This window comes from Novosphingobium sp. (assembly GCF_031417815.1).
In the GTDB taxonomy this organism is placed as follows: Bacteria; Pseudomonadota; Alphaproteobacteria; order Sphingomonadales; family Sphingomonadaceae; genus Novosphingobium.
Genome location: NZ_JANOWI010000027.1, coordinates 22,989 through 48,288, shown reverse-complemented (window position 1 = coordinate 48,288; position 25,300 = coordinate 22,989). Strand labels below are relative to the sequence as shown.

General features: G+C 63.9%; 23 protein-coding genes, 1 tRNA gene and 1 pseudogene. 15 read left to right on the top strand and 10 right to left on the bottom strand.

The window, feature by feature from the left end:
* The 11 genes and pseudogenes from RMN99_RS07135 to RMN99_RS07085 all read left to right on the top strand — a co-directional run.
* Nucleotides 1-295 (top strand): acyl-CoA dehydrogenase family protein (locus RMN99_RS07135; protein WP_309622611.1); only part of this gene is annotated, 295 nt, incomplete at its 5' end.
* A 59-nt stretch (nucleotides 296-354) separates the two neighbouring features.
* Nucleotides 355-1,830, top strand: a complete 1,476-nt coding sequence (locus RMN99_RS07130) for an MFS transporter (RefSeq protein ID WP_309622610.1) — start codon at nucleotides 355-357, stop codon at nucleotides 1,828-1,830.
* Nucleotides 1,827-3,452 carry an AMP-binding protein gene (locus RMN99_RS07125; RefSeq protein ID WP_309622609.1) on the top strand — a complete coding sequence of 542 codons (1,626 nt, stop codon included), beginning with the start codon at nucleotides 1,827-1,829 and terminating at the stop codon, nucleotides 3,450-3,452. Before RMN99_RS07130 ends, RMN99_RS07125 begins: the two co-directional genes overlap by 4 nt.
* Entirely contained in the window at nucleotides 3,453-4,778 is a 1,326-nt protein-coding gene (locus RMN99_RS07120) for an MFS transporter (RefSeq protein WP_309622608.1), read from the top strand.
* 231 nt (nucleotides 4,779-5,009) lie between these two features.
* Nucleotides 5,010-5,387 (top strand): VOC family protein, encoded by a 378-nt coding sequence (locus tag RMN99_RS07115; RefSeq protein WP_309622607.1) that lies wholly within the window; start codon nucleotides 5,010-5,012, stop codon nucleotides 5,385-5,387.
* An 11-nt stretch (nucleotides 5,388-5,398) separates the two neighbouring features.
* Complete coding sequence (locus RMN99_RS07110) at nucleotides 5,399-6,163, top strand: SDR family oxidoreductase (protein WP_309622606.1); 765 nt, start codon at nucleotides 5,399-5,401, stop codon at nucleotides 6,161-6,163.
* Nucleotides 6,160-6,972: an SDR family NAD(P)-dependent oxidoreductase gene (locus tag RMN99_RS07105; protein WP_309622605.1), complete on the top strand. Its 813-nt coding sequence runs from the start codon at nucleotides 6,160-6,162 to the stop codon at nucleotides 6,970-6,972. Before RMN99_RS07110 ends, RMN99_RS07105 begins: the two co-directional genes overlap by 4 nt.
* Nucleotides 6,973-6,978: 6 nt before the next feature.
* On the top strand, nucleotides 6,979-8,205 hold the full coding sequence (locus tag RMN99_RS07100; RefSeq protein ID WP_309622604.1) for a serine hydrolase domain-containing protein: 1,227 nt from the start codon (nucleotides 6,979-6,981) through the stop codon (nucleotides 8,203-8,205).
* Nucleotides 8,206-8,238: 33 nt separating this feature from the next.
* Nucleotides 8,239-9,477 (top strand): annotated as a pseudogene (locus RMN99_RS07095) (3-hydroxyacyl-CoA dehydrogenase NAD-binding domain-containing protein); the annotation flags it as partial.
* Nucleotides 9,470-11,281: an NAD(P)/FAD-dependent oxidoreductase gene (locus RMN99_RS07090; RefSeq protein ID WP_309622602.1), complete on the top strand. Its 1,812-nt coding sequence runs from the start codon at nucleotides 9,470-9,472 to the stop codon at nucleotides 11,279-11,281. The pseudogene RMN99_RS07095 and the gene RMN99_RS07090, both read left to right, overlap by 8 nt.
* A 43-nt stretch (nucleotides 11,282-11,324) precedes the next feature.
* Entirely contained in the window at nucleotides 11,325-12,650 is a 1,326-nt protein-coding gene (locus RMN99_RS07085) for a TetR family transcriptional regulator (protein ID WP_309622601.1), read from the top strand.
* On the opposite strand, the gene RMN99_RS07080 is transcribed toward RMN99_RS07085, so the two are convergent.
* Nucleotides 12,619-12,692, bottom strand: a tRNA-Gly gene (locus RMN99_RS07080). The genes RMN99_RS07085 and RMN99_RS07080 overlap by 32 nt on opposite strands.
* 66 nt (nucleotides 12,693-12,758) lie before the next feature.
* On the opposite strand from RMN99_RS07080, the gene RMN99_RS07075 reads away from it, so the two are divergent.
* Entirely contained in the window at nucleotides 12,759-13,556 is a 798-nt protein-coding gene (locus tag RMN99_RS07075) for an enoyl-CoA hydratase/isomerase family protein (RefSeq protein ID WP_309622600.1), read from the top strand.
* Here RMN99_RS07075 and RMN99_RS07070 read toward each other — a convergent pair.
* From RMN99_RS07070 to RMN99_RS07030, 9 genes are all read right to left on the bottom strand, one after another.
* Nucleotides 13,553-14,335, bottom strand: coding sequence for an enoyl-CoA hydratase (locus RMN99_RS07070; RefSeq protein WP_309622599.1), 783 nt, complete (start codon nucleotides 14,333-14,335; stop codon nucleotides 13,553-13,555). The two genes, RMN99_RS07075 and RMN99_RS07070, sit on opposite strands and share 4 nt — an antisense overlap.
* Entirely contained in the window at nucleotides 14,332-15,120 is a 789-nt protein-coding gene (locus tag RMN99_RS07065) for an SDR family NAD(P)-dependent oxidoreductase (protein WP_309622598.1), read from the bottom strand. The genes RMN99_RS07070 and RMN99_RS07065 overlap by 4 nt, the downstream gene beginning before the upstream one ends.
* Before the next feature lies 1 nt (nucleotide 15,121).
* Nucleotides 15,122-15,718 (bottom strand): 2-hydroxychromene-2-carboxylate isomerase, encoded by a 597-nt coding sequence (locus tag RMN99_RS07060; protein WP_309622597.1) that lies wholly within the window; start codon nucleotides 15,716-15,718, stop codon nucleotides 15,122-15,124.
* Entirely contained in the window at nucleotides 15,718-16,434 is a 717-nt protein-coding gene (locus tag RMN99_RS07055) for an SDR family NAD(P)-dependent oxidoreductase (protein WP_309622596.1), read from the bottom strand. Before RMN99_RS07055 ends, RMN99_RS07060 begins: the two co-directional genes overlap by 1 nt.
* 2 nt (nucleotides 16,435-16,436) lie before the next feature.
* Nucleotides 16,437-16,883 carry a hotdog fold thioesterase gene (locus tag RMN99_RS07050; protein WP_309622595.1) on the bottom strand — a complete coding sequence of 149 codons (447 nt, stop codon included), beginning with the start codon at nucleotides 16,881-16,883 and terminating at the stop codon, nucleotides 16,437-16,439.
* Nucleotides 16,884-16,925: 42 nt separating this feature from the next.
* Complete coding sequence (locus RMN99_RS07045; RefSeq protein WP_309622594.1) at nucleotides 16,926-18,452, bottom strand: NAD(P)/FAD-dependent oxidoreductase; 1,527 nt, start codon at nucleotides 18,450-18,452, stop codon at nucleotides 16,926-16,928.
* Nucleotides 18,453-18,603: 151 nt separating this feature from the next.
* A complete protein-coding gene (locus tag RMN99_RS07040; RefSeq protein WP_309622593.1) occupies nucleotides 18,604-18,972 on the bottom strand; it encodes a hypothetical protein in 369 nt (122 codons plus the stop codon).
* 156 nt (nucleotides 18,973-19,128) lie between these two features.
* Nucleotides 19,129-19,716: a DUF2585 domain-containing protein gene (locus RMN99_RS07035; RefSeq protein ID WP_309622592.1), complete on the bottom strand. Its 588-nt coding sequence runs from the start codon at nucleotides 19,714-19,716 to the stop codon at nucleotides 19,129-19,131.
* Nucleotides 19,713-20,243 (bottom strand): N-acetyltransferase family protein, encoded by a 531-nt coding sequence (locus tag RMN99_RS07030; protein ID WP_309622591.1) that lies wholly within the window; start codon nucleotides 20,241-20,243, stop codon nucleotides 19,713-19,715. Before RMN99_RS07030 ends, RMN99_RS07035 begins: the two co-directional genes overlap by 4 nt.
* Nucleotides 20,244-20,323: 80 nt before the next feature.
* On the opposite strand from RMN99_RS07030, the gene crtI reads away from it, so the two are divergent.
* From crtI to RMN99_RS07015, 3 genes are all read left to right on the top strand, one after another.
* Complete coding sequence (crtI, locus tag RMN99_RS07025; RefSeq protein ID WP_309622590.1) at nucleotides 20,324-21,838, top strand: phytoene desaturase family protein; 1,515 nt, start codon at nucleotides 20,324-20,326, stop codon at nucleotides 21,836-21,838.
* Nucleotides 21,835-22,416 (top strand): TIGR00730 family Rossman fold protein, encoded by a 582-nt coding sequence (locus tag RMN99_RS07020; protein WP_309622589.1) that lies wholly within the window; start codon nucleotides 21,835-21,837, stop codon nucleotides 22,414-22,416. Before crtI ends, RMN99_RS07020 begins: the two co-directional genes overlap by 4 nt.
* A 167-nt stretch (nucleotides 22,417-22,583) precedes the next feature.
* On the top strand, nucleotides 22,584-25,280 hold the full coding sequence (locus RMN99_RS07015) for a TonB-dependent receptor domain-containing protein (protein WP_309622588.1): 2,697 nt from the start codon (nucleotides 22,584-22,586) through the stop codon (nucleotides 25,278-25,280).
* Nucleotides 25,281-25,300: the final 20 nt, after the last annotated feature.

Genomic DNA, 25,300 nt, shown 5'->3' with positions numbered 1-25,300 from the left:
CAAAGTCTATCACGATATTGCCGCCCGCGCACTGCACATCCACGGATCGGTTGGCGTCTCGGACGAAATGCCTTTTGCCGGGCAGATCATCGCCAGCTTCGTGATGGGCATCGCCGATGGCCCGACCGAGGTCCACAAGGTAACCGTCGCCAAGCAGCACCTGCGCGACTATCGCGGGCTCGAAGATCACATGTTCCCGGCCTATTCGATCCCCAACCTGCGCGCCGCGGCCGAACAGCGCTTTGCCGATCCGGTCGAACTGGTCGGTGAATTGGAAGAGGCGGCCAAGGCCTGAACCGCGATGACCAGCACCGCGACGGGAAGTTTCAGGCACCGCCACGGGCCCGCCTGGCGATGAACGCAGCGCCTCCGCTCTCGGCCGTGGCGCGCAACGGCTATGGCTTCGGCGCGATCGTCAACGGGGTCAAGAACGCGGCGTTCAGCACCTATCTGATGCTGTTCTACAACCAGGTGATCGGGGTTTCGGCGGCGGTGGTCGGCGGAGCGATTGCGCTGACCTTGCTGGTCGATGCCTTTGTCGATCCGTTGATCGGGCGCTGGTCCGATGTCACCCGCAGCCGCTGGGGGCGGCGTCATCCGTTCATCTATGCCTCGGCCGTTCCGACCGCGTTCTTCTTCACGCTCGCCTGGTTTCCGCCTGCGGGCTGGAGCGACAGCCAGCACGGCATCTGGATTTTCGTGACGGCGGTGTTGACCCGCGTGTCGGTCAGTTTCAACGAGATCCCATCGTCGGCCATGGCGACCGAACTGACCGATGACTATGCCCAGCGCACCAGGCTGTTCTCGCTGCGTTATCTGTGGGGCTATGCCGGTGCCTTTGGCTACGCCTCGTTCTGTCTGGCGGTGATCTTCGTCGCTACGCCGGACTATCCGCGCGGCCAGCTCAATCCCGCCGCCTATGGCCCGTTCGCGCTGATCGGCGCGGTGCTGATCCTGCTTGGCGCGCTGGTCAGCGGTTTGGCGACGCACCGGCGCATCCCCTGGATGCGCCAGTATGCCGGGGGGGAGGAGGCCGGGCTTGGCAACCATTTGCGCGAAATGACCAGCGCGATGAAGAACCGGGCGTTCCTGGCGATTTTTGGGTTCGGCGTGCTCAAATACTCCGCGATCGGGCTCTATTCGGCCACCACAGTCTATTTCGGGACCTACCTGTGGAAGCTCAACGGACCGACGCTGGCAATCCTGACCTTCGATTCGCTGGTTGCCGCGATGATTGCCGCGCCGCTGGCCCCGGTCATGTCGCGGCTGATGGGCAAGCGCAACGCAGCGATGGTCTTTGCCTTTACCGGCATCTGCCTTGGCCTCTCGCCGCTGATGTTGGCCTATTACGACATGTTCTATGTGCCGGGCGATGCCATGCTGGTGCCGGTGCTGTTCGTGATCGGCGCGGTCTATGGCGCAATGATCGCGATTTCGCTGATCAACACCAGTTCGATGCTGGCCGATGTGGTCGAAGACAGCGCGGTCAGGACCGGGCGCCACACCGCCGGTACCTTCTTCGCCGCTTCGGCGTTCATGCAGCAGTGTTCATCGGCGCTGGGGATCTTCATGGCCGGGCAGATCCTGACCTGGTCACAGTTTCCCGCCAAGGCCGATCCGGCCAAGGTCACCGCCGCGATGACCGACAGCCTGTTGGCGCATTACATTCCGGCTTCGTTCGGGCTGTGGGTGCTGGGTCTGCTGTTCCTGTTGTTCTATCCGATTGACAGGAAGAAGCATGAGGAGAACGTTGCCCGGCTAGGGGCGGTCGAAGCCGAGGCCCGGGCCAAGGAAGCCGAAAACAACCCGATAGGAGGCCCGGCACGATGACCCCATGGACCTACGCCGCAATCTGGGAATCGGTTGCCGCTGCGATCCCTGACGAACTGGCGATCGTCCAGGGGAACCGCGAAATGACCTGGCGCGCGTTTGACGAGGCCGCCAATGGTCTTGCCGCGCACCTGCTCGGCTCTGGCATCAGCCATCAGGGCAAGGTGGCAGTCTATGCCCGTAACGGGCCCGAATACCTGATCGGCACCTATGCTGCGGTGAAGATCAGCACGGTGCCGTTCAACGTCAACTACCGCTATGCCAGCGAAGAGGTGCTGTTCCTGCTCACATCCGGTGACGCTGAAGCCGTGGTCTTCGACGCTGAATTTGCCAGCCTGCTCGAACCGATCCGCGCGCGCGCTGGCAAGGCCAAGGCCTGGATTGCCTATGCCACCCCGGGTCACCCGGTGCCCGATTGGGCCACCGATCTGGCCGCCATCGTCCCGCAGCCGCAGTGCCCCGACACGCTTTGGGAACGCAGCGAGGATGATCTGTTGTTCATCTTCACCGGCGGCACCACCGGTATGCCCAAGGCGGTGATGTGGCGGCAGGGCGATCTGCTGGCGCGCGGGAACTATGGCGGAAATCCGTTGCTCGGGCTTGATCCGCTGCCCAATCCCGAGGCCGCCGGCACCCGCGCCAAGGCCACGCCGATCCGCAGCAAATCGTTGATCGCGCCGCCGCTGATGCATGGCACCGGGATGATTTCCGCCTTCACCGCGCTGAGCGGCGGGAGCACCGTGCTGCTCACCGGCACCGGGCAGTTCGATGCAGAAGCGATCTGGGACATGGCCGAAACCTATGGCGCATCGCGCATGACGGTGGTCGGCCAGCCATTCGCCCAGCCATTGCTCGAAGCGCTCGATGCAAATCCGGGGCGCTGGGACATTTCGGCGATGCAGTTCATGTTTTCGTCGGGCGCGATGTGGTCAATCGAGAACAAGCGCGGGCTGATCGCGCATATGCCCGAGCTTGCGATCACCGACAGTTTCGCATCATCCGAAGCCTTTGGATTGGGCGCCTCGACCGTCACCAAGGACGCGCAGACCGAAACCGCCACGTTCACGATCGGCCCCGATTGCGCGGTTTTTGCCGAAGACGGGCGGCGGATCGAGCCCGGTTCGGACGAAGCCGGCAAGGTGTCGGTGGGCGGACCGATCCCGCTGGGCTACTACAACGACGAGGCCAAGACCCGGTCGACGTTCGTCGAACTGGAAGGGCGGCGCTGGTCGATGCCGGGCGACTGGGCAACCGTTTCCGCCGACGGGACGCTGACGGTGCTGGGCCGCGGATCGCAATGCATCAACACCGGCGGCGAAAAGGTATTTCCCGAAGAAGTCGAAGAAGTGCTGAAACGCCACCCCGCGGTGCGCGATGCCGCGGTCAGCGGGTTGCCCGATCCGCGCTTTGGCGAACGGATCGGCGCGCTGGCCGAACTGCACAGCGGCGCAACCGCCACGCCCGGCGAACTGATTGACCACGTGCGCGCCGCGCTGTCGCTTTACAAGGCGCCGCGCCATCTGCTGATCGCGCCGCAGATCCCGCGCGCACCCAACGGCAAGATGGACTACGCTGCGGTCAAGGCGCTGCTTGTGGCGCACCTTGCCGATACGGGATCCTGAGTGGCGCTCGACGATGACCTTGAGCCGATCGGGATCGATACCAATGCCGACCGCGCCGCGGGCCCGGTGCAGGACCGCGCTTTCATTTTTGCCAACTTGAAGCGCAATTACGTCGCCAACTTCGTTCACGGGATGCTGGGCATGACAGGCTTCCGCCTGATCTATGCGCCAACCTTCGTGCCCACTTACCTGTTCCAGCTGACCGGATCGACCTTTCTGGTCGGGCTGGCCCAGGCCCTGCAACAGGCCGGCTCGATCGTCTCTCCCTTGCGCAGCGCCAATGCAATCGAGGACAAGACCCACATCCTGCCGATCGCCCGACAAACCGGCATGCTGATGCGCCTGCCGCTGGCGGTGATTGCGATTGCCGGATGGTTGCTGGGTGGCTGGCAACTGGCGGTGATCACCATCGCGGCACTGTTCTTCTTCGCCTATTTTTCGGGCGCGCAGCGCGTGGTGTTTCAGGTGCTGATGGCCAAGGTCATCCCGCTTGAACAGCGCGGGCGGCTGCAGGGTTATCGCAACCTGGTCGGCGGCGGGATCGCGGCCCTGCTCAGCTGGTGGGCCGGTGCGACGCTGATCGAAAACAATGTGCTGGGCAACGGCTATGCCACCACTTTCGCGATCAGTTTCGTGCTGACCAGCCTGGGCCTGACGTTCCTGGTGCTGCTGCTGCGTGAACCGGCCGCGGTCGCCACGCGCCCGACGATGCGGCTGCGCGAGCGGCTGCGCGATGTGCCCCGCCTGACCGCCAATCGCGATTACCGCAATTTCCTGATCGCCCAGCTGGTGGCGATGACCGGACGCACCGCAATCGCCTTCTGCATTCTTTATACCGGCACGATCCTGCCGCTCAGCGGGGCCACCCTGGGGCTGATCAGCCTTGCTTTTCTGGGGATGGATACGCTGTCGAACCTCGTCTGGGGTTATGCCGGAGACCGGTTCGGTTTTCGCGCCACATTTCTGGCGGCCCTTGTGCTGTGGGCGTTCGGCTATGTCCTGATGCTGCTTGCGGCCAGCGAACCGGGTTTTCTGGTGGCCTTTGGCACGCTGGGCGCAGCGATCAGCGGCTATATGATCAGCGCGCAGACGCTGGTGCTCGAATTCGGTTCGGCCGAGGATATTCCGATGCGGCTGGCGCTTTCCACCACCACCGAAACTGCAGTTGCCTCGATCGGCCCGCTGCTTGGCGGGCTGCTGGCGACCTACGCCGGGTTCAGGCCGCTGATTGTCTTTTCGCTCGCCGCGATGTGCGTGGCAGTGGCAATTGTCCTGTTCAAAGTCCGCGAGCCGCGCTTCCGCAATGCCGGACCGGACCGGCCCTGATGGTCTGACCGCCACGGACGTTGACTTTGCCCGGCTCGGCGGCATATTTCGAATAATTGGTATTGCCTGCACGGTACTGGAAAATGCGTTGAATGTTGGGGTTGAGTGCCGCTGTTGCGGGGATTGCGGGCAATAGCCGATTGGCAAATTGCGACACGGCGACAAGAGATTCTCAAATTGGGGTTTTTGCCGGCGGGTGGTTTTAGAACTGCGTGGAAGAGGGAGGATCAGGTGTCCCGTTTCAATTTCGTCAAGATCGTCGTCACCAATATCGCGGCGGCGGAAAGCTTTTATACTGCGGCTTTTGGTTTCGAGGTGCAAAACCGGATCGATACGCCGGCATTCCGCGAAGTGATGCTGGCGCAGAAAGCCGGCGCCTTCACGCTGGTGCTGTACCACCATACCGATGGCCGCTTGCTCGAGAACGGCAACGGCTGGGGTCCGCTGGGCTTCATCGTCCGCGATTGCGCGGCCGACCATGCCCGTCTGCTGGGCCTTGGCGCCAGCGAAGTGCGTGCACCAGCGACGTTCGGGGCGATGACGGTTTCGTTCATCGCCGATCCTGACGGCCACGAGATCGAGCTGTTGCAATTGCCCGCCGCAAGCTGAAAGGATGCGCGATGAAGCTGTTTGATCTGACCGGCAAGGTTGCCGTGATAACCGGATCGTCACGCGGGATCGGCCGCGCCATGGCCGAGGCGATGGCTGATCACGGCGCGCGGGTGGTGATCTCGAGCCGCAAGCAGGATGCCTGCGACAGCGTGGCGGCGGCAATCAACGCCGCGCATGGCCCCGGCACGGCGACCGCGATTGCCGCCAGCATTTCGTCCAAGGAGGCCTTGCAGGACCTCGTCAATCGCACCCGCGCCGAAGTGGGCGAAATCGACATCCTGGTCTGCAACGCCGCCAGCAATCCCTATTACGGGCCGATGAGCGGGATCAGCGACGACCAGTTCCGCAAGGTGCTTGATAACAACGTGCTGTCGAACCACTGGCTGATCCAGATGTGCCTGCCCGGCATGATCGCGCGGCGTGATGGCGCGATCATTGTCGTCTCTTCGATCGGGGGCCTGCGCGGTTCGGCCACGCTGGGCGCCTACACGATCTCGAAAGCAGCGGACATGCAGCTGGTGCGCAGCCTCGCGGTGGAGGTTGGGCAGCACAACATCAACGTCAACGCGATTGCGCCGGGGCTGATCCGCACCGATTTTGCCAAGGCCCTGTGGGACAATCCCGAAGCCCAAGCGCACTATAATTCAAGCCACCCGATGCGCCGTATCGGCGAGGCGGGCGAAGTGGCCGGGGCCGGCGTGTTCCTGGCCTCGCCGGGCGGGCGCTATGTCAACGGACAGACGATTGTGGTCGATGGAGGCAGCACGATATGAGCGTAGAAATCGACCTTTCGGGCAAAGTCGCGATTGTCACCGGGGCAGGCTCGGGCATCGGACGGGCCACTGCGCGGCTCTATGCCGAGGCGGGCGCCACAGTGATTGCCGCCGACCGCGCCGATTCTGTGCACGAAACGCCAGCCGGAAATCCCGCCATCGTGGCCCATCAATGCGACACCGCCGATGAGGCCAGCGTTGCCGCGCTGGTTGCCCGCGCGGTCGATGAGTTCGGCCGGCTCGACATCTTCTATGCCAATGCCGGGATTGCTTCAGTGCCGCATTCCTTCTGGGATTCGGGGCCGGAAGACTGGACCGAGGTCCTGCGCGTCAACCTGATCGGCCCGGCGCTGGCGATCAAGCATGCCGCGCCGGTGATGGTGAAGCAGGGCGGCGGCGCGATCGTCTGCACCGCATCGGTCGCCGGGCTGCGCTCGGGCGCCGGGCCGGCCAGCTATTCGGCCAGCAAGGCCGGGGTTATCAATCTGGTGCAAACTGCAGCGCAGCAGCTGGCCGGCACCGGGGTGCGGGTCAATGCGATCTGCCCGGGCCTGATCGAAACCGGCATGACCAAGGGTGCCTATGACTATGCCCGCGCCAACGACAAGATGAGCAAGATCGGCCAGGTCAACCCGACCCGGCGCGGCGGCCAGCCTGAGGAAATCGCCGGGGCGGCGCTGTTTCTTGCTTCGCCGCTGGCCAGCTATGTCAACGGCCACGCGCTGGTGGTCGATGGCGGGCTGTCAAGCTCGCACCCGCTCAGCCCGGGCGAGCTTTCGCATAATTACTCCGGCCCGCGGGAGGACTAGACGGCAATGATCGATCCGCGCACCCTTGGCTTCGATCCGGCCCGTCTGGCCCGGATCGGCCCGTTCATCGACGAGGCTTTCGTGAACAAGGGCAAGATCGCGATGAGCCAGCTGCTTGTCGCGCGTTATGGCCAGGAGGTCTACCGCCACCAGTCGGGCGTGGCCCGCGCCGATGGCACGCCGCTGCGCGATGATGCGATTTTCCGCATCGCCTCGATGACCAAGCCGGTCACCGCGATCGCCTTCATGACGCTGGTCGAGGAAGGCCGGATTTCGCTTGAAGACCCGGTCCACAAGGTGATCCCGGAATTCAGGAACCTGGGCGTGTACAACGGCGGCGGCGGCGCAGTGCCGTTCATGCCGGCGAAACCCTGTGCGCCGATGCGGATGGTGGACCTGCTGACCCATATGTCGGGGCTGACTTACGGGTTTCAGAACCGCAGCAGCGTCGATGCCGCCTATCGCGAGGCGCTGCCCGATGGCGGGCGCGGCATCGCCGGGTTCGATCACTTCATCGCCGAACTGGCGAGGATCCCGCTCGAATTCGCGCCGGGCACCGCCTGGAACTATTCGGTTTCGACCGATGTGCTGGGCGTGGTCGTCGCGCGGCTGGCCGGAAAGCCGCTGGGCGAAGTGTTCAAGGAACGCATTTTCGATCCGCTTGGCATGCCCGATACCGGCTTCACCCTGGCGGAACAAAAGCGCGACCGGTTGACCGATTGCTGGGCCTATGTGCCGGGCGGCAAGCCGCGCCTGATCGATGAGGCGGCGAACAGCACCCTGACCGAACCGGCCAGGTTCGAGGGCGGCGGCGGCGGGCTGCAATCGACGCTGGAAGACTATCACCGCTTCTGCCGGATGCTGGTGGGCAATGGCACGGCAGACGGGGTGCAGATCGTCAGCCCCAAGACCATCGCACTGATGACCAGCAATTTCCTTCCCGGCGGGCAGGACCTGACCGCGCTGTCACGCTCGCTGTTTTCCGAAGCCAACAATGCCGGCACCGGGTTCGGTCTGGGCTTCGGCGTGACGATCGATCCGGTCCGCGCGCTGGTTCCGGGCAGTGTGGGGGAATACTTCTGGGGCGGGATGTTCTCGACCGCGTTCTTCGTCGACCCGGTCGAGAAAATCCACATGGTGTTCATGACCCAGTTGAGCCCGTCCGGGGCCTATCCGATCCGGCGTCAGCTCAAGACCCTGATCTACAGCGCGCTGACCGAAAGCCACACATAAGGAGAGCCTGCCATGTCCGAAGCCCTGACCGGTGCCAAGGAGCACATTGAAGCCGCGCGCGCAAAAGCCGCGGTGGTGGACGATATTCCCGCCGATACCGCGTTGCTGCCGATAAGCCGCGTCGGTGTGCTTGGTGCAGGGACCATGGGCGGCGGGATCACGATGAACTTCCTGACCGCCGGGATCCCGGTGACGATCGTCGAACGCGAACAGGCCGCGCTCGACAAAGGCGTGGAAACCATGCGCCGCAATTACGAGAACTCAGTCAAGCGCGGCCGAATGACGCAGGATGAGGTCGAGGCGGCGATGGGCCGGCTCAACCCGAGCGTCGCATTCGATGATCTGGCGGTGTGCGACCTGGTGATCGAGGCGGTCTATGAGAACATGGACCTGAAGAAGGATATCTTCGCCCGGCTTGACAAGATCGCCAAGCCCGGCGCGATCCTGGCATCCAACACCAGCTATCTCGACATCGATGAAATGGCGGCAGTAACAGGCCGCCCCGAAGCGGTGCTGGGCATGCACTTCTTCTCGCCCGCCAATATCATGAAGCTGCTGGAAGTGGTGCGCGGCGCGAAAACCGGACCGGCGCAGCTGGCAACGGTGATGGCGCTGGCGCCCAGGATCGGCAAGATCCCGGTGGTTTCGGGCGTCTGCCCCGGGTTCATCGGCAACCGGATGCTTTCGCCCCGCCAGCAGCAAGCCCAGGCGATGCTGATGGAAGGCGCGGCCTATAACGACATCGACGATGTACTGCTTGAATTCGGCTTTCCGATGGGTCCGTTCCAGATGGGCGATCTGGCCGGGATCGATATCGGCTGGCACCGCGATCCTTCGAAGATCGAGACGATCCGCGAAGCGCTGTGCGCCGCAGGGCGGTGGGGCCAGAAGACCGGCAAGGGCTATTACGATTACGACGAAAGCCGCAACCGTACGCCGTCGGACGAAGTGAAAGCGATCATCGCCGAATTCGCAGCGAAACAGGGCACGGCGCAGCGCGAGATCGGCAAGGACGAAATCCGCGAGCGGCTGCTTTATCCGATGGTCAACGAAGGCGCGAAGATCCTGGCTGAGAAGATGGCTCAGCGCGCCGGCGATATCGATACGGTCTGGCTCAATGGCTATGGCTGGCCGGCCTGGACTGGCGGGCCGATGTTCTGGGCCGATCATGTCGGGCTGAAAGACGTTGTCGCCGGGCTGGAACGCCACGGGATGGAGGCTTCGCCATTGCTGCAAGCCAAGGCGCAAGCGGGAGAAACCTTCAATGTCTGAAGCAGCGGTGCAAGCGGCAGGAGACGAACTCGGCTTTGATCCAGCAGCGCTCAAGGCCAAGTATCTGGCCGAACGCGACAAGCGCCTGCGCGCCGATGGCAACGAGCAGTATGTCGAAATAGCGGGCAAGTTCTCCCACTTCCTTGATGATCCCTACATCGCGGCACCGATCGTGCGCGATCCCGTCAGCGACGCGGTTGACGTGGTGGTGATCGGCGGCGGGTTCGGCGGGCTGCTGGCCGGTGCGCGGCTGCGCGAACAGGGCATCACCGATCTGCGCATTATCGAAAAGGGCGGCGAATTTGGCGGGACCTGGTACTGGAACCGCTATCCCGGCGCGGCCTGCGATATCGAAAGCTATGTCTATCTGCCGCTGCTGGAGGAAACCGGCTTCATGCCCGGGCGCAAATATGCGCGCGGGGATGAGATCCGTGACTATTCAAAGCGGATTGCCGCGCAATACAACCTCTACGAAGGCGCATTGCTCCAGACCGAGGTGACCGATCTGGCCTGGGATGAAGCGGCCCGCCGCTGGACCGTATCGACCAACCGCGGTGATGCGCTGAAAGCGCGGTTCGTGGTGATGGCCAACGGCCCGCTGCACCGGCCCAAGCTGCCCGGCATCCCGGGGATCGGGAGCTTCAAGGGGCACACGTTCCACACCAGCCGCTGGGATTATGGCTATACCGGCGGCACATCGAACGGCGGGCTGGACAAGCTTTCCGACAAAGTGGTCGGGATCATCGGCACCGGCGCCACCGCGGTGCAATGCGTGCCGCATCTGGGCGCGGCGGCCAAGCGGCTCTGCGTCTTCCAGCGTACGCCCTCATCGATCGACGTGCGCGGCGACCGCCCGACCGATCCTGCATGGGCGGCCAGCCTCCACCCCGGCTGGCACCAGCACCGGATGGAGAACTTCAACACGCTGGTTTCGGGCGGCTGGGCCGAGGAAGACCTGGTCAACGATGGCTGGACCGACATCATCCGCAACCTGGGCCTCGTCGCCCGGATGCGCGCGGCCAAGGACGGCGCCGCCGACCCGGCCGAGCTGGTCCAGCTGGCCGATTTCAAGAAGATGGAATCGATCCGCGCCCGCGTTGATGGCGTCATTTCGGATCAGGAAACGGCTGACCGGCTCAAGCCCTGGTACAACCAGTTCTGTAAGCGGCCGTGCTTCCACGACGATTATCTCGATACCTTCAACCGTCCCACCGTCACTCTCGTCGATACCAACGGCAAGGGCGTTGATCGCATCACCGCAGACGGGGTTGTGGCTAACGGGCAGCTCTACAAGCTCGATTGCCTGATTTTCGCGACCGGCTTCGAAGTCGGCACCAGCTATGCCCAGCGCGCGGGCTACCAGATTCGCGGTGTGGGCGGGCGCACGCTTGAGGAAAAGTGGGCGGAAGGGGCACAGACGCTGCACGGGATGACCGCCAACGGCTTTCCCAACTGCTTCATCTTCTCGGTAATCCAATCCGGTTTTACCGCGAACTATCCCCATGCCCTGGCCGAACAGAGCCAGCATGCCGCCTATATTATCGCCGAAGCGATCGGGCGCCAGGCCACCCGCGTCGAACCCAGCGAAGCGGCCGAGCAGGCCTGGACGCAGGAGATCCTTGATGCCGTGCTCGATCGCCGCAAGTTCCAGGAAGAATGCACCCCCGGCTACTACAACGGCGAAGGGCAATTGAGCCCGCTGGCAGCGAGCTTCGCTTCCTACGGTAAGGGTTCGAACGCTTTCTTCAAGCTCATTGCCGATTGGCGCGGCAGCGGCGCGATGTCCGGTATGGTGCTGGACTAGGCCGCGGCTATGAACGCTGCGCAAAGGTGCTATAGGCCGGGCAATGGGGGACGGTGACCAAACCGAGACGCGCGAAACGCAGCGCAAGCCGCGCAGCCGTGCGCGCTTTGAACTGAAGCGCGAAGCGATCCTCGATGCCGCCGCCGATCTGATCAATCTGCACGGCGCGCGCGGCGCAACCTTGCAGGAAGTGGCCAAGGCGGTTGGCCTCAACACCACCAGCGTCACCTATTATTTTCGCCGCAAGGAGCTGCTGGCCGCAGCGGTGTTCGAACGCTCGCTCGACCGGCTGAAAACCATGGTTGGCGAAGCCGCAGCCGAAGGCGATGCCCGCGCCCGGGTGGCGCGGTTCATCCGCCTGCACATCGAACTGCGCGCCAAAGTCATCCGCGGCACCGAAAAGCCGCTGGTGGTGCTGTCCGATATCCGCACGCTTGACGAAGACCTGCGGCGGGCGCTGCTCGCGCGCTATCTTGAAGTGTTCAACAGCGTTCGCGCCTTCTGGGCACCGCACGCCAGCGATGATCACCGCGAGCTGTGCACCGCACGGGCGCACATGCTGCTCGAAGTGGTGTTCTGGCTGCCGGTCTGGCTGGCGCGTTATGCGATCAACGATTTTGGCCGGGTCGGTCGGCGGATCGGTGCGGTGCTGGAAGAAGGCCTGGCCGTGCCGGGGGCCAAATGGGCGCCGGTCTTTTACGGTGAAGACCAGATCCGCGCCGCCATGCCGCCGCAGGATGCCGCAGCGGAAAACTTCCTGCGCGTCGCCACCCGGCTGATCAACGAAAGCGGCTATCGCGGGGCATCGGTGCTGCGCATCGTCGAAGAGCTCAACGTTACCAAGGGCAGCTTCTACCACCACCTCGACGCCAAGGACGATCTGGTGCTCGAATGCTTCCGCCAAAGCTACAAGCGGGTCGCGGTGGGGCAGTGGCTGGCGCACCGCGATGGCGGCAACGAATGGGAACGGCTGACCTGGGCAATCGCCTCGCTGCTCGATATCCAGTTCCGCGCCGAGTGGCCGCTGACCCGCACCACCGCGCTGCAGGCCCTGCCGGCGCAGCTGCGCGCTGAAGTGGTGCGCCGCTCGGACCGGATCGCCTTGCGCTTCATGGGCACGCTGGTCGATGGGGCGCGCGAGGGATCACTCAATTCGGTCGATCCGATGATCGCCAGCCAGTTGATCCTCTCGACCCTCAATTCGGCTTTCGACCTTAAGGGTTGGGCCGCCCGAATGCCGCGCGAAAAGGCGATCGCATTCTATGCCTCGACGCTGGCGAACGGACTGTTCGACGATGCGGTGCTGGGCATGCAGCGCGCGGCGGTAGGGGATGGAGTGGAGCGGGTAAGGGGAATCGAACCCCTCTAGCCAGCATGGGAAGCTGGTGCATTACCACTATGCTATACCCGCTCGGGTGCAGCGCCCTTGCCATGGGCGGCCGTGGCGGTCAACAGGATCGGGCAAGGGAGAATGCCGATGGATGAGCAGCCGATCCTGATTGAAGCGCGCGGCGCGATCGAGGTGGTGAGCCTGAACCGGCCCGACCGGCTCAATGCGATGAACGAGCCGCTGATTGCCGCGCTGCTCGATTATTTCACGGCGCTGCGTGATCGCCCGGCGGTGCGGGTGGTGGTGCTGCGGGCGGAAGGCCGGGCGTTCTGTGCCGGGCTCGATCTGGCCGGGTGGCCGCGCGACGCAGAGGCCGGGCCGGTGCACCAGGTGTGGCGCACCCAGCGGATGATCGCAGCAGTGATGCAGGCGATGCGGCGGTGTCCGCAGCCGGTGATTGCAGCGGCGCAAGGGGCGGCCTGCGGCGGAGGCTTCTCGCTGCTGCTGGCCAGCGACGTACGCTATGGCGCGCCGGATCTCAGGATGAACGCGGCCTACATCAAGATCGGGCTGGGCGGTTGCGACATGGGCGCAAGTTACTTCTTGCCCCGGCTGGTCGGCAGTTCGGTCGCCAGCGAATACCTGCTGACCGGCAAGTTCATGACCGCCGAAAAGGCGCTGGCCTGCGGGTTGCTCAGCGAAGTGGTGGCGCACGATGCGCTGCTGGACAAGGCGCTGGCACTGGCCGGGGAGATGCTGCTGACCAGCCCGATGGGGCTGCGGCTGACCAAGGACGCGCTCAATCTCAACATCGATGCCGGCAGCATGGAGCATGCCTTTGCGCTGGAGGATCGTCAGCAAGTGATGCTCTCAGGCACCGCCGATACGGTCGAAGCGCGCGCGGCGTTCTTCGAAAAGCGCGATGCTGCGTGGGGTGATCGCTAGCCTGCCTGCGTCCGCCCGCGCTCCATCACGGCCTTGCGCCGTTCTTCAACCTCGCCGCCTTTGACTTGCGCATTTCGGGCCGAGCTCGTGCGGTGTTCGATCGCCATGCCTTCGCCGAAACTGGCACCATAGCCTTCATCGATCAGTGCCTTGTAGGACTGGATCATGGCGGGATCGATTCCTGCCATTTCGGCGGCGAGTGCCTTGGCCGTGGCGACAAGCTCAGCGGCAGGCACCACCCGGTTCATCAGGCCCCAGCGGCAGGCGGTTTCGGCGTCGAGGAAGTTGCCGGTGAACGACAGTTCTTTGGCCCGGCTGATCCCGATCATCCGGCTGAGCTTTTGCGACAGCCCCCAGCCGGGCATGATCCCGACCCGGGCATGAGTATCAGCAAAGCGGGCGTTTTCCGATCCGATCAGCACGTCGCAGGCCAAGGCCACTTCGAACCCGCCGGTGATCGCGACGCCGTTGATCGCGCCCACCACCGGCTTGCGGCATTGTTCGATCGCCTTGACCGGATTGGCTGCAGCGCTCTCGGCATTGGCCGCGCCGAGGCCCTCGACGCCCAGTTCCTTGAGATCGAGCCCGGCCGTAAAAGCGCGCGTGCCGGCCCCGGTCAGCACCACCGCGCGGACGCTGTCATCACCGTCAAGCTCAAGCATGACGCGGGCGAGTTCGGCACGCAGCGCGGTCGATAGCGCGTTCATCGCCTCGGGCCGGTTCATCGTCACCACCGCGACCGCGCCGTCGCGTTCGACCGTTACCAGCGCGGCGCTCACATCCGCACCCGCGCGCTCTGGCCATCGTCGATCCGGATTGTTGCGCCCGTCACGCATTCGCTGGCCGGGGCGACGAGGTAGAGCAGGGTCGAGTCCATCTGCTCGGGCGTGGGCACGCGTTTGCGCGGCAGGTTGGGGGCGGGATCGCCGCCCATCCGCGCGAACATCCCGTCGGTCATTTCGGAGACGAACATCCCCGGCGCGATCGCGTTGACGTTGATATTGTAGTGTGCCCATTCGACGCTGAGCGCCTCGGTCATCCGGGCGATCGCGGTCTTGGTCACGGCATAAAGCGCCGCGCCGCCGCCATCGTAGCGGAAGTGCGCGACCGAGCTGATATTGACGATCCGGCCCGGTTTCCCCGCCGCGATCAGCCGCCGGGCAACTTCGCAGGCGAGTATCCACGGCCCGCGCAGATTGACGCCCAACACCTGGTCGATCAGTTGCGTGCTCATCTTATGGGCGCGCTGGGCATCGGGCATCCCGGCGTTGTTGACCAGGATATCAATCGTGCCGAACGCCGCTTCGCCCGCGGCCACGGCGGCAATGATGCTGTCGGCATCGGTGGCGTCCATCTGTACTGCGCGCGCTTTGCCGCCAGCCGCCGTGATCTTGGCTGCCAGCGCCTCCAGCCGGTCGAGCCGCCGTGCGGCCAGCACCACCGCCGCGCCCTGGCTCGCCAGCACTTCGGCAAAGCGGGCGCCAAGACCCGACGAAGCGCCGGTGACGAGCGCGACACGGCCGGTCAGATCGCTCGAATTGTAGGGCAGGGGGAAGTCGCTCATGTCACTCTCCAGTTGCCGCTTCGATCACATCGCGCAGGCGGTCTTTTCCGAACCACATTTCATCGCCGAGGAAGAAGGTCGGGATGCCGAAGACCCCGCGCGCGACCGCCGCCTCGGTATTGGCGACAAGTTTCGCCTTGTTTTCGGGATCGGCTGCTCCGGCAACAAGAGCATCGACCGGCAGCCCGGATTCGGCGAGCAGCGCCGCCCAGACCTCGGGATCGGCGAGCGCGAGGCCCCGTTCCCACATCCCCGCCATCATCGCCTCGACGTACCCTTCCGCGCAGCCCAATGATTCAGCGGCGACCGCGCCGCGCATCATCAGCAGGGTGTTGACCGGGAAATTCGGGTTCATGGTGAAATTGTTGATGTCATGCCGAGTCACGAAGCGGCGCATTTCGAGCATGTCGTAATCGCGCTTGGCCGCGATATGGCCGTAAGCCTGCATCGGGCTCTGGTTGCTGGTCGCCTTGAAAATCCCGCCGAGCAGGACTGGGACATAGCGGAAAGCGGGTGCCGGAACGTCTTCGATTGCGCGATGCAAAAGATAGGCGTTGGGACTGCCAAAGTCATAGAGGAATTCGATCTCGCGCGGCATTACCAGGTCTCCCCATAGGGCCGGATTACCTGTTCGAAGGTCCAGGCCGATTTCGGCTGGTTGTAAAGCGACCAATAGGCTTCGGCCACCGCTTCGGGCGGCATCAGCAAGTCCGGCTGGGCGGCCAGCGCCTCGGCCCCGATCCGTTCGGTCACGCGCTGTCGGACCCAGGCGGTATCGACCCCGGAATCGATCACCAGATGGGCGACGTGGATACCCTGCGGCCACAGCTCTCGCGCCGCACTTTCGGCCATCAGTTTGAGGCCGGCCTTGGCCGCGGCGAAGGCGGCATAGCCCGGGTTGCCGCGCATGCCCGCAGTGGCGCCGGTGACGAAGATCTTGCCGCTCCCGCGCGGCGCCATGATCCGCGCGCCCTCGCGAACGGCAGCGAAACCGGCGAAGCAGGCCATTTCCCAGACCTTGCGGAACACCCGGTCGGTGGTCTCGGCAATCGGGAACTGAACGTTGGCGCCGACATTGAACACCACCAGCGCCAAGGGAGCGATCGCTTCGGCCTCGTCCAGAAAGGCAGCGACATCTTCGCTCTGCCGGGCATCGAGGCTGCGCCCGGTCACCGCACCGCCCAGCAGCGCGGCCAGCTTGTCGCCATCGCGGCGGCCGGCGTGGACGGCGAAGCCCTCGGTCGCGAACTTGCGGACGATTCCGGCGCCGATGAAATCGCCAGCGCCGATGACGGCTACGGATTGCGTGGGCATGGTCATTTCCTTTCCAGCGGGATCACCGCGACGGTCAGCCGCGAAATACACACCAGTTTTCCGGCCTCGTCGGTGATGCGGATCGACCAGACCTGGGTGGTGCGCCCCAGCGATTCGGGGCTTGCCTTGGCATAGACCCAGCCCGAATAGGCCGGGCGGATGTGGTTGGCGTTGATTTCCATCCCCACCGCGACCGATTTGGTGCGGTCGATGCAATAGCTGGCTGCCACCGAGCCGATCGTTTCGGCCAGCGCCACCGAAGCCCCGCCGTGAAGCCGCTGGAACGGCTGCTGGGTGCGGTGATCAACCGGCATCCGCGCGGTGATCCAGTCATCGCCGCAATCGACGAATTCAATTCCGAGATGCCCGGGCATGGCATTTTCGCCAAGCCCGGTCATGGGTTCAAGCGGCGGGCGCGTTCCGTCCCACCAGATCATTGCGTTGCTCATTGAAACCAGACTGGCGCAAGCGGTGCGCACTGTAAACGGGGCTTATGCCGGTTCGGCTACCTTCTTGTCGGCCCGGGCACCATCATAGAGGAACTCCGACCCGTCGAGGTCGATTGCCGGGAACTCGTTTTTCTCGGCCCAGTAATCCTGGTTGTGGCGCCATTCGGGTTTGTCGCCGCGTTTTGGCATCCGGTCGATGTCGCGCATCAGGTAATTGGGATTGAAGTTTTCTTCCTCGATCCACGGCAGGTGCGGCATGTTGTGATCCTCGTCGCGCGGGCTCACTTCGACCTTCTGCGCGTGAAGCTCGTCCATGTGGTGCAGCAGCCGTGCGACGAAATCGCCCAGCATATCGACCCGCAGCGTCCAGCTTGCGCGGAAGTACCCGAACACGTGGGCCAGGTTGGGCACGCCGGTAAACATCATCCCGCGATAGGTCAGGGTCTCGGCCCAATTGACCGCGCGGCCATCGACCGAGAAGGGAATTTCCCCCATCACCGACAGGTAAAAGCCCGTGCAGGGCACGATGATATCGGCCTCGATCTCCTTGCCGGACGCAGTGCGCACGCCGGTTTCGGTAAAGGTTTCGATCGTGTCTGTGACCACGCTGGCCTTGCCCGCGGCAACCGCCTGGAACATGTCGCCATCGGGCACGAAGGCCAGCCGTTGCTGCCAGATCCGGTAACGCGGGGTGAAGTCGGGCTCGAACTGGAAATCGGGCCCGGTATAGGCCTTGATCGCTTCCTGCAGTTCGGCCACCACGGCCTCGGGTTCCTCGACGCAGCGGCGACACAGCAGGTCCTGATCGAACATGATCTGGGCGCGCACCACCCGGTGAATGGTCGGCTCGTCGATCCCGCCGGCGCGCAATTTGTCGGCCAGATCGTTCTGGTTGGGCGCGGCGAAGAAGTAAGTTGGGCTGCGCTGCAGCATCGTCACATGCGCGGCCTTTTCGGCAAAGGCTGGGACCACCGTGGCGGCGGTCGCGCCCGATCCGATCACCAGCACCTTTTTGCCGGCATAGTCGATCTTGGGATCCCACAGCTGGGCGTGGATCAGCTTGCCCTTGAAACGATCCATCCCCGGCCATTCGGGCAGATAGGGCGTTTCGTGGTTATAATAGCCCTGGCACATCCACAGGAAGTTGGCGGTGAATGTATGGCTTGCGCCGTCCTTGGTGTGGGCTTCGACGGTCCACAGGTTGGCCTTGCTGTCCCAGCTCGCGCGGGTGATGCGGTGGCCATAGCGGATATGCGGGGCGATCCCGTTTTCGTCGATCACTTCGCGCATATAGGTGAGGATCGCATCGGCCGAAGCGATCGGAGTGCCGACCCACGGCTTGAAGCGGTATCCGAAGGTATAGAGATCGCTGTCCGAACGCACGCCGGGATACTTATGGGTGTCCCAGGTGCCGCCAAAGGTGTCCTTCATTTCGAGGACTGCATAAGTTTTCCCGGGGCACTGGTCCTGCAGATGATAGGCCGAACCGATCCCGGAAATGCCCGCGCCGACGATCAATACATCGAGGTGGGTGGCTTCATCCTTGGTTAATGCGGCTGCGGCGCTCATCGGCGACTCTCCTCGTTTCCCAACTCTTAACTGCGCGATTAAACGCCTGTTCGTCGCAATTGCCAAGAGCGTAATTGATCCGGGTCAAGGCGCACGCAAAAGGCGGCAGAACAGTTCAAGTCCTACCGCCTTTAGCAGAAGCCCGGATCAGTTATTCGCTGGGATGACCGCCGTTGGCAACGCAGGCCTTGGCCGGTTCATACCAATGGGTGCCCTTGGGGCATTGGGTCACGGTGCCGCCCTTGGCTTTGAGCGCCTGTTGCGCGGGGACGGATTGTTCCACGGTGTTGCCACCGCTCGTGCCGCCGCCGACCATCGCGGTAGGGCAAATGATCCCCGCGACATCGCCGGCCCCGCCGGCCGAACCGCTGAATGTAAAATTACCGCCGTTATTGTCACAAACGATAACCCACGAACTGCCGCCGATGTTGATCAGCTTGTGGGCAAAAGCGGTCCCGCTCAAGCCCATGGCAAGTGCGGGAAAAATGGCGGCCCATTTGGCAATGCTGCGAAGTTTCATGTCAGTCCCCTCAAGTTATGCTGGGGGTCCTGCGAAGCCCCCTTGGCGCTACAATTGATGAGCCGGGCAAGCTTGCACGAAAATGAACGAAATTCAACTTATGGCTGTCTGTGGCTTATAAAGCACAGTGCTGCAATAAAGGATTGAATTGCCTGCTCAACCCCCTGTCTGCCACGCCCGCACTGCCTCCAGCGGCCAGACCAGCATCAGTACGTTGAGCGTCAGATTGTCGCGGATCATCAACAGCGTGAACAGTTCGAACGCGATTCCCAATGCCAGGCTGGCCTGCCACGGCAATCTGCTGGCGATCCAGAAGCCCAGCGCCATGAAGCCGATATCGGCCAGCGAATTGATCACCGCATCGCCTTCGTAGCCGAAACTGACGGTAACCGCGCGGTAGCGGTCGATGATCAGCGGCGAATTTTCGAGCAATTCCCAAAAGCCTTCGAACGCGACCGCGATCGGCAGCGCCCGGCTGGCCGGCTTGCCCCCGAACAGCTTCCAGCGGCGCCACAGGATGTGGGCGAAGAAGTAGAACAGCAGCCCGTGGATCACGTGGCTGAAGCTGTACCAATCGGCGATGTGCTGGCTGTTTTCGGCCGATTGTACCACACCCCACCACAGCTTCACCGAACCGCAGCTGCAGATCGGCGCCCGGCCCATTGTCAGCAGGGTTACGCCCACGGCCAGCCACAGGGCGATGGCCAGGATCAGGCCGCGGCGCCCCGGAAGCAGGCTGGTCATCGGGGCTCCTCATCGGGCGGGGTGGCAGTGCCGCCGCCCAGCGATTTCTGCATGAACACTGTATCAAGCCAGCGCCCGGCCTTGCGCCCGCTGCCGCGCAGTATGCCGGCATGGTCGAACCCCGACGCGGCATGCAGCGCGATCGAGGCCGGTTCCGCTCCGCCGATCACCGCATAGATCTGTCTGAACCCCGCTGCCTCTGACGCCGCAAGTAAGGCTGTCAGCAGGGCCCTGCCCACGCCCAGGCCGCGGCAGTCATTGCGGATATAGATCGAATCCTCACCCGCATAGCGGTAAGCGGCGCGGTCGCGGAACTGGGCGACGTAGCCATAACCGAGCATCGTCCCGGCCTCGTCGCGCGCCACCAGCCAGGGCCAGCCTGCATCGATCACTTTGGCCATCCGCGCGGCGATTTCGGCCGCATCGGGCGGGTCCAGTTCGTAGGTTGCGGTGCCATGGCGGACATGATGCGCATAGATTTGCGCCACTTCGCTGGCATCGCTCAGAGAGGCTGGGGCAATCATCATTCTGCCCATTCATGCCGCAAGCCGGGTCCGAGGCCAAGGGCGTTGCATCACCGTCCCGCGCGGCTAGAACAACTGGCGATATGGGCAATCCGGGAACCAGTCTGCCGCGCGATGCGAGCCGCACGATTTGCGTGATCGGCGCAGGGCTGAGCGGACTGGCGCTGGCAATCCGGTTGCAGGCAGCAGGGCTGCAGACCACCTTGATCGAGGCACGCGGTGCAGTCGGCGGACTGCTGCGCCGGATCGGGCATCCGGACTTTGCGTTCGAGGAAGGCCCGGCGCTGCTCGCCGATCCTGAACCCTTGCGCGAACTGTGGCGCCTTTCGGGCGAAAATGGCGAGGCGGCGCTGAACCTGGTTGCAGTCGATCCGACCTGCCGCTTCTTGTGGAGCGATGGCACCAGCTTTGATGCGGCGGGTGATCCCGCCGAACTGGTGCGGCAGGTGGCGCGGCTGGCCCCGGCGGATGTCGCCGCGATCGATGAATGGCGGCTCTGGTCAGACATCGCGCGCAAAGAGGCCTGGCCGCTGCTGGCGCAAGGCCTGCCGCAAGGGATCGCGCCGTGGGGTCAGGCGCTGGCGCAGGTCCGGCGCAGCCGCGCCTGGCAATCAGCCAGCGGACTCGCCGCACACTTTTTTCAGGAGCCGCATTTGCGCCAGGCAGTGGCGCACGGTGCCCTGCTGGCGGGGGCCAATCCTGCGGCGGCCAGCGCTTTGGTCCTGGCTGGTCAGCAGTTGGCCGGCAGTGGACCGGGCTACTGGCCGATTGGCGGCATGGCGCGGCTGGCCGAAACGCTGGCCGCGCGCTTTACTGCGCTGGGTGGCACGGTGCGGCTGCACGATCCTGTTGCCCGGATCGAAACGCTGGGCAGCCGGGTGAGCGAGGTTGAAACGCTGAGCGGCTGGCGATCGCACTTCGCCGCGGTGGCCAGTACTGCCGATGCGGTCCACACCTATCGCAGCCTGATCAAGGACAGCCCGCGCGCCGCGCAAATGGGGGCCAGGCTGGCGGCGCGGCGCTTTGCCCCCTCGGCGCTGACCGTGCATTTTGCTTTGGCCGGGACCTGGCCGGGGATCGCCCACCAGACCGTGCTGGTCGGGCCGCGTTTCGATGCTCTGCTGGCCGATGTTTTCGAAGCCGGAGTACTCCCGCGCGACATGCTGATCTGGCTGCACCATCCCACGGTCACCGATCCCGCGCTGGCTCCGCCGGGCCACAGCCTGATGCGGGCGACGATCCCGGTGGCGCATCTTGGCAAGCTGCCGATCGATTGGGATACGGTCGGGCCGATGGTGGCGCAGCGGGTAGTTGCCGAAGTAGGGCGGCGGCTGATCCCCGATATCGACGACCGGATCCTGGCCCGGCACCTGACCACGCCGCGCGATCTGGCGCTTGAACTGGGCCTGCATCTGGGCAGCGGATGGAGCCTTGAGGCGCGGGGACTACATTCGTGGCCGCCGCGATTGGCGCACCGCGATGCCAGGATCGCCAACCTCTATTTCGCCGGCGCCGCCACCCATCCAGGTGCCGGGGTTGCGGGTGTGCTGGCCGGTGCTAAGGCCTGCGCCGAGCACATTACGGGGGACTTCACGTGAAACGCCTTGCTGTATATTGCGGATCGGCAACGCCTGACGATCCACGCTTTATCGCGCTGGCCCGTGATGTGGGCCGTAACCTTGCCGGACGCGGGATCGGCGTCGTCTATGGCGGCGGGCGGCTGGGCCTGATGGGCGCAGTGGCCAGCGGCGCGCTCGAGGCTGGCGGCGAAGTGATCGGCGTGATCCCCGAGGCGCTGGTTTCGGGCGAAGTGGCCAACCACGATTGCACCGAACTGATCGTGGTTGCCGATATGCATGCACGCAAGGCCGCCTTTACCCGCCTGTCCGACGGATTCCTGACCATTCCGGGCGGGGTCGGGACGATGGACGAGTTGTGGGAAGCGGTCAGCTGGGCGCAGCTGGGGTATCACGCCAAGCCGGTCGGCTTGCTCAATGCCATGGGCTTTTTCGATCACCTGATCGCCTTCAACCATCACATGATCGCCAGCGGCTTCATCCGCCCCGCGCACCAGGGGATCATCATTGCCGAAAGCGAGCTTGATCTGCTGCTGACCCGGATGGCCGCGCACGAGCCGCACACCCCGATCTTCGCGATGAAATCATCGGAATTATAAGCCGCGCTGCGGCGCAAGCATGAGTGCAAAAAGGCCACACTAGGGCAATATTCGAAATCGATTGCACAACGCCCGATTGACTATCGAGCGCGCGTGCATAGCGAGTTACGCGCCGCAATAGGACCGCAATGGTCCGTGCGGTTAACGAGATATAACTGGAGACACCCATGCAGATGACCGCAAGCCGCCGCAGCCGCAAGGCTGCGCTTGCAGCGACAGCAGCCACGATCGCGATTTTCCTCAGCGATCCGGCGCTCGCGCAAGACAGCACAACTGGCGATACCGAAGCCAGCAACCCTGAAGATACGCTTGTCGTGATCGGCACCCGCCGGACCGACCGCACGATCACGGACTCCGCTTCGCCGATCGACGTGATCAGCGCTGCCGAGCTGCAGAACCAGCCAGCGTCCAACATGCTCGATCAGGTCAAGAACGTGGTCCCCTCGTTCTTCGTCGGCCAGAACTCGATTTCGGACGCCTCGACTTTCGTGCGCGCGCCTTCGCTGCGCGGCCTGCCGGCCGATCAGGTGCTGGTGATGCTCAACGGCAAGCGCCTCAACCGTTCGGCGCTGGTCCAGGTCTACACTGGCGGCGATACCGGGCTGTCGTTCGGCTCGCAGGGTGCCGACATTTCGTCGATCCCCTCGATCGCAATCAAGAACCTGCAAGTGCTGCGCGATGGCGCAACCGCGCAATATGGTTCGGACGCCATTGCCGGGGTGCTCAACTATCAGTTCCGCGACGATGCCGGGATCGAAGTTTCGGCCCGCTATGGCCAGTTCTACGAAGGTGACGGCAAGAGCTATCAGCTCGCCGGCTACTTCGGTTTCAAACTCGGTGATCGCGGCTCCCTCTCGGTGGCTGGCGAATACACCGAAGACGGTCAGACCAGCCGCGGCCAGACGCGCCCGATTGCTATCGCTTTTGCCAATGCCAACCCCACCCTTGCGCCGCTGTTGCCGCATTTTCCGCTGCCCGCGCAGATCTGGGGCAATTCGCCCAGCAAGGGCTACAAGGGCGTGCTCAATTCGAAGTTCGAAATTAGCGACAATGCCGAACTCTATGTGTTCGGTCTTGCCGCGCATGCCAAAGCGGACCAGAGCTTCAACTTCCGTTCGTCGTTCAATGGTACGGCCAGTTTCAGCACCACTGCGGGCGGCTCCTCGACGCTCGGTGGGCGGTCGTTCTTCCGGCATCCTTATTATCTGACGCAGTGCCCGACCACCGGGGTCACCGGCTGCGCTGCGGGCGGCTTCGTCTACAGCACCACCCAGCTGTTCAACCTGAGCTCGGTCTATCCGGCCGGCTTCACCCCGCGTTTCGTCGGCGTCACCGATGAAGCAACGGCCACGGCGGGCGTGCGCGGCGATAGCGGCAAGTTCCACTATGACCTGTCGGCAACCCTGGCGCGCAATGCGCTTGACCTGTCGATGTACAACTCGATCAGCCCGTCCTACGGCCCGCTTTCGACGACCAGCTTCCGCTTCGGCAAGCTGATCCAGAAGGAAACCACGGTCAACTTCGACGCCACCTATGATCTTGAAGCCGGCATGGCCAGCCCGCTGGTCTTCTCGTTCGGGGCCGAATACCGGCGCGAAGCCTACACCGCCACCCAGGGCGATCTGCAGTCCTACGGCACTGGCCCGTGGGCGCGTCAGGCTGTCTACGAACAGACCGGTGCTACCACCTATGCCCCGCTCCTGCGCACCGATCCGCGCTGCTTCTCGGCCGTTGCCGACAGCAGCACGACCCAGTGCGTGTACAACGAATCGCCTGCCGCCAGCGGTTATGGCGGGACCAGCCCGAAGTATGCCGGGACGCACTCGGATCAGAGCTATGGCGTTTACGCCGGGCTTGAAGGCGATCTTTCCGATCGGCTGTCGATGGGCGTTGCGGGACGGTTCGAGCACTACAACAGCTCGGGCGATGCCGTGGTCGGCAAGGTCAATGCGCTGTTCAAGGTGACCCCGGAACTGTCGCTGCGCGGCACCGCAGGCACCGGCTATCACGCGCCGTCGCCGGGTCAGAACAACACCCAGGTGCTGACCACCAACTTCCGGGCTGGCAACTCGATCCAGACCGGCACCTTCCCGGTGACCAGCACAGTGGCGCAGTATTATGGCGCGGTTCCGCTCAAGCCCGAAAAGTCGCGCAACTTCGGCCTCGGCTTTGTCTGGCAGCCGGCCAATGCGCTGACGCTGACGGTTGATGCCTATTCGATCAAGGTGACCGACCGCATCTTCATCTCGCAGACCTACACGGTGACGGCTTTGGACGTCTCAAACCTGATCGAACTGGCCTCGGTTGGTGTTGGCGGCGATGTGAACTTCTTCACCAATGCGCTCGACACCACCACCCGCGGGGTCGACGTGGTCGGCACCTACCGGACCAATCTGGGCGACGGGAAGCTCAACCTGACGCTGGCTTACAACTACAACAAGAACAAGGTTGACCGGTTCGTCCCCGGAACGATCGGTGCCGGCCAGATCGTCGATGCCGAAAACCTTGCGCCGAAGCATCGTCTCAACGTGTCGGGCAACTGGACTGTCGGTCCGCTCAGCATCAACGTCGCCGAGCATTTCTACAGCTCGTGGCGCGCCGAGCAGGACTATCCGGGCCAGCTGTTCGGATCGAAGTGGACCACCGATTTCGACGTTGCGTATACGTTTGATGATCACTTCACCCTGTCGGCCGGGGCCAACAACCTGTTCGATAACCGTCCTGACCGGATCGCTGCTTCTGGCGCCAACCCGATCTACACGATCACGGACAGCCTTGCCGATGGCCAGGTCTATCCGCGTAACGGCGGACCTTTCGGGTTCAACGGCGGGTTCTGGTACATCAAGGCCCGGATCAAATATTGATCTGACACGGCTCTCCGCTT

Coding starts and splice junctions, on each gene's coding strand:
- RMN99_RS07130 (WP_309622610.1), top strand. CDS start 355: ATGAACGCAGCGCCTCCGCTCTCGGCCGTGGCGCGCAACGGCTATGGC.
- RMN99_RS07125 (WP_309622609.1), top strand. CDS start 1,827: ATGACCCCATGGACCTACGCCGCAATCTGGGAATCGGTTGCCGCTGCG.
- RMN99_RS07110 (WP_309622606.1), top strand. CDS start 5,399: ATGAAGCTGTTTGATCTGACCGGCAAGGTTGCCGTGATAACCGGATCG.
- RMN99_RS07105 (WP_309622605.1), top strand. CDS start 6,160: ATGAGCGTAGAAATCGACCTTTCGGGCAAAGTCGCGATTGTCACCGGG.
- RMN99_RS07100 (WP_309622604.1), top strand. CDS start 6,979: ATGATCGATCCGCGCACCCTTGGCTTCGATCCGGCCCGTCTGGCCCGG.
- RMN99_RS07090 (WP_309622602.1), top strand. CDS start 9,470: ATGTCTGAAGCAGCGGTGCAAGCGGCAGGAGACGAACTCGGCTTTGAT.
- RMN99_RS07085 (WP_309622601.1), top strand. CDS start 11,325: ATGGGGGACGGTGACCAAACCGAGACGCGCGAAACGCAGCGCAAGCCG.
- RMN99_RS07075 (WP_309622600.1), top strand. CDS start 12,759: ATGGATGAGCAGCCGATCCTGATTGAAGCGCGCGGCGCGATCGAGGTG.
- RMN99_RS07065 (WP_309622598.1), bottom strand. CDS start 15,120: ATGAGCGACTTCCCCCTGCCCTACAATTCGAGCGATCTGACCGGCCGT.
- RMN99_RS07060 (WP_309622597.1), bottom strand. CDS start 15,718: ATGCCGCGCGAGATCGAATTCCTCTATGACTTTGGCAGTCCCAACGCC.
- RMN99_RS07055 (WP_309622596.1), bottom strand. CDS start 16,434: ATGCCCACGCAATCCGTAGCCGTCATCGGCGCTGGCGATTTCATCGGC.
- RMN99_RS07050 (WP_309622595.1), bottom strand. CDS start 16,883: ATGAGCAACGCAATGATCTGGTGGGACGGAACGCGCCCGCCGCTTGAA.
- RMN99_RS07045 (WP_309622594.1), bottom strand. CDS start 18,452: ATGAGCGCCGCAGCCGCATTAACCAAGGATGAAGCCACCCACCTCGAT.
- RMN99_RS07040 (WP_309622593.1), bottom strand. CDS start 18,972: ATGAAACTTCGCAGCATTGCCAAATGGGCCGCCATTTTTCCCGCACTT.
- RMN99_RS07035 (WP_309622592.1), bottom strand. CDS start 19,716: ATGACCAGCCTGCTTCCGGGGCGCCGCGGCCTGATCCTGGCCATCGCC.
- RMN99_RS07030 (WP_309622591.1), bottom strand. CDS start 20,243: ATGATGATTGCCCCAGCCTCTCTGAGCGATGCCAGCGAAGTGGCGCAA.
- crtI (WP_309622590.1), top strand. CDS start 20,324: ATGGGCAATCCGGGAACCAGTCTGCCGCGCGATGCGAGCCGCACGATT.
- RMN99_RS07015 (WP_309622588.1), top strand. CDS start 22,584: ATGCAGATGACCGCAAGCCGCCGCAGCCGCAAGGCTGCGCTTGCAGCG.